Annotated in this window: 1 protein-coding gene; it reads left to right on the forward strand. The window is 76.8% G+C overall.

All coding sequences use genetic code 11. The features are described 5' to 3' along the window. Nucleotides 1–2074, forward strand: a 2074-nt coding sequence (locus N912_RS64965; protein WP_037070454.1) for a hypothetical protein, incomplete at both ends; no start/stop codon positions are given.

A 2074-nucleotide genomic window follows, 5' to 3' on the forward strand; every position in this document is an offset into this window, starting at 1 on the left:
ACGGCAACCCCGTCATCGTCATCCCCGCACGCGTAGCCAGGCTCATCGACCAACTCATCGCCCTCGACCCCGCCTTCGCCGACTGGTGGAACCGCCTCCTACGCCACGAACACGACTTCCACCTCGGCGAACACCCAGAACACGACGGCCACCACCACGACAACCACGCCGCCGCCCTGGTCGCCGAACTGCGCGCCGCGGCCACCGGGTTCGGCCTGGTCCGGCCCGCCGGCCCGCTCGCCGCCGCCCGGCCCGCGAAGGCCCCGTCGCGGGTGCGCGGCTGGGTCGGCGGGTTGTCGCGGCGCGCGGACCCGCACGCCGACGCCGCGCGGATCCACCGGCTGCTCACCGATGGGCACCACCGCGGCTGGATGCGGGTGGCGGAGCTGGCCGACGAGCTCGGGTTCTCCCCGGAGCGGGTGCTCGCGGCGGCGGGCGCGCACCCGCTGCTGGTGGCGGCCACCGCGCCCGGCAGGCCCTTCGTGGCGGCGCTCGGCCCGGCTCCATCCCGGCACGGGTTCGTCCCGGGCACGCACCGGGGCCGCCCGGAGCTGACCCTGGCCGGTGACGGCGGCGTGCTGGTCCTCGGCGGGCGGCTCAACCGGATGCGGGGCCGGGGCGAGCTGGGCAACCTGCTGTGGCGCCTGGAGCGCCAGGCCGCCGAGTTCCTGCTCGACCCCGCGCCCGGGGCGATCTACCGGGTGCTCGCCCAGGGCTGGCAGGCCGGCGCCGCCCCGGTGGCGACGGCCGGCGACCTCGCGCTGTACCGGTTCGAGTTCGACCGGCCGGTCGCCGCGCTGCCCGGCACCGCCGAGACCACCACCGAGACCACCACCGCGCTCGACGTGCTCACCTGGTCGGCGGGGCCGGGCCGGCGGATGGTGCTCAGCGTCTACCCGGTGCGTCCGGACGCGCCGCACGGGCCGATCTTCGACACGGCCGGGGCGGACCCGACGACGGCCACCGTCCGCGTCGTCACCAGCACCGACAAGCACGCCAGCGGCGTGGTGGCGCGGGCCGCCCGGCCGGTCCCGGGCGGCTGGCGGGTCCGGGTGCTGGGCGCCCGGCACACCGTGGCGGGCCTGCGCCCGGAGCAGGTCCTGGTCAACGGCTTCCCGGCCAGGAGCTGGATCGAGGACGGGCCGGCGGACCTGGCCCTGATCGAGGTGGAGATCCCGGCCTCGGCGGGGTTGGCGGAGGTCTTCGGCCGCCAGGTCGGCGTGCGCGCCGACCCGGTGCGGGTCGGCGAGCCGCTGGGGCTGTTCAGCTTCCCGTCCCGGCTGGCGGTGGCGGTGCAGGCGCCGGTGTGGGCGGTGGCCGACGGCCTGCTCGGGGTGGCCACCGTGGCCGGGCCGGGCGGTATGTCCGGCGGCTGGCTGATCGACGAGCAGGGCCGGCTGGCCGGGATCGGCTCGTACGCCTCCAACCGCGACGCGCTGCTCTACGCGGTGGACAACACGCGGGTCTCGGCGTTCCTGGAACGCGCCAACGCGGCGCTCGACGGCGGGGCGGTCGCGGACGGTGTCAGCGACGCGCACCTCGCGGTGTTCGCCGAGGTGGCGCGCGAGCTGCTGCCGAACGCGCGGCCGCTGGGCCGGGGCGAGCTGCCGTTCTCCTCGCGTGCCCCGCCCGTCAAGGTGCTCTCCGCCAAGCGGGTCCGCGCCGCGCTGATCGACAAGGGCCTCACCGAGGCCGAGGCGCAACACCTGATCGACGGGCTCGTCGCGTTCGGCTGGAAGGACGGCGCGGTCGTCATGCTGGACAACCGCGTCGCCGAGCTGGCCGCGATCGCCGCCTGGCTCCCGGCCGGCTGGTTCGACGCGCTGCTCGACCACGAGCAGGGACACCTCGACGGACACTGGGACACCGCCGGCACCACCGCCCACGACCACGACGCCCAGCCGCTGGTCAACGGGTGGCGCGCCGCCCAGAACGCCAGGAACCAGGCCAACACCCCCCGGCAGCGGTCACGCGACGACCTGCGCGAGGCCGTGCGCCTGGCCGATGAGGCGCTGGCCGCGGCGGGCAACACGGCCGCCGCCCGAGCGGACCGCGACCGGGCGGTCAAGGACGC

It is taken from the genome of Actinospineispora acaciae DSM 45401 (assembly GCF_000620785.1).
In the GTDB taxonomy this organism is placed as follows: Bacteria; Actinomycetota; Actinomycetes; order Mycobacteriales; family Pseudonocardiaceae; genus Pseudonocardia; species Pseudonocardia acaciae.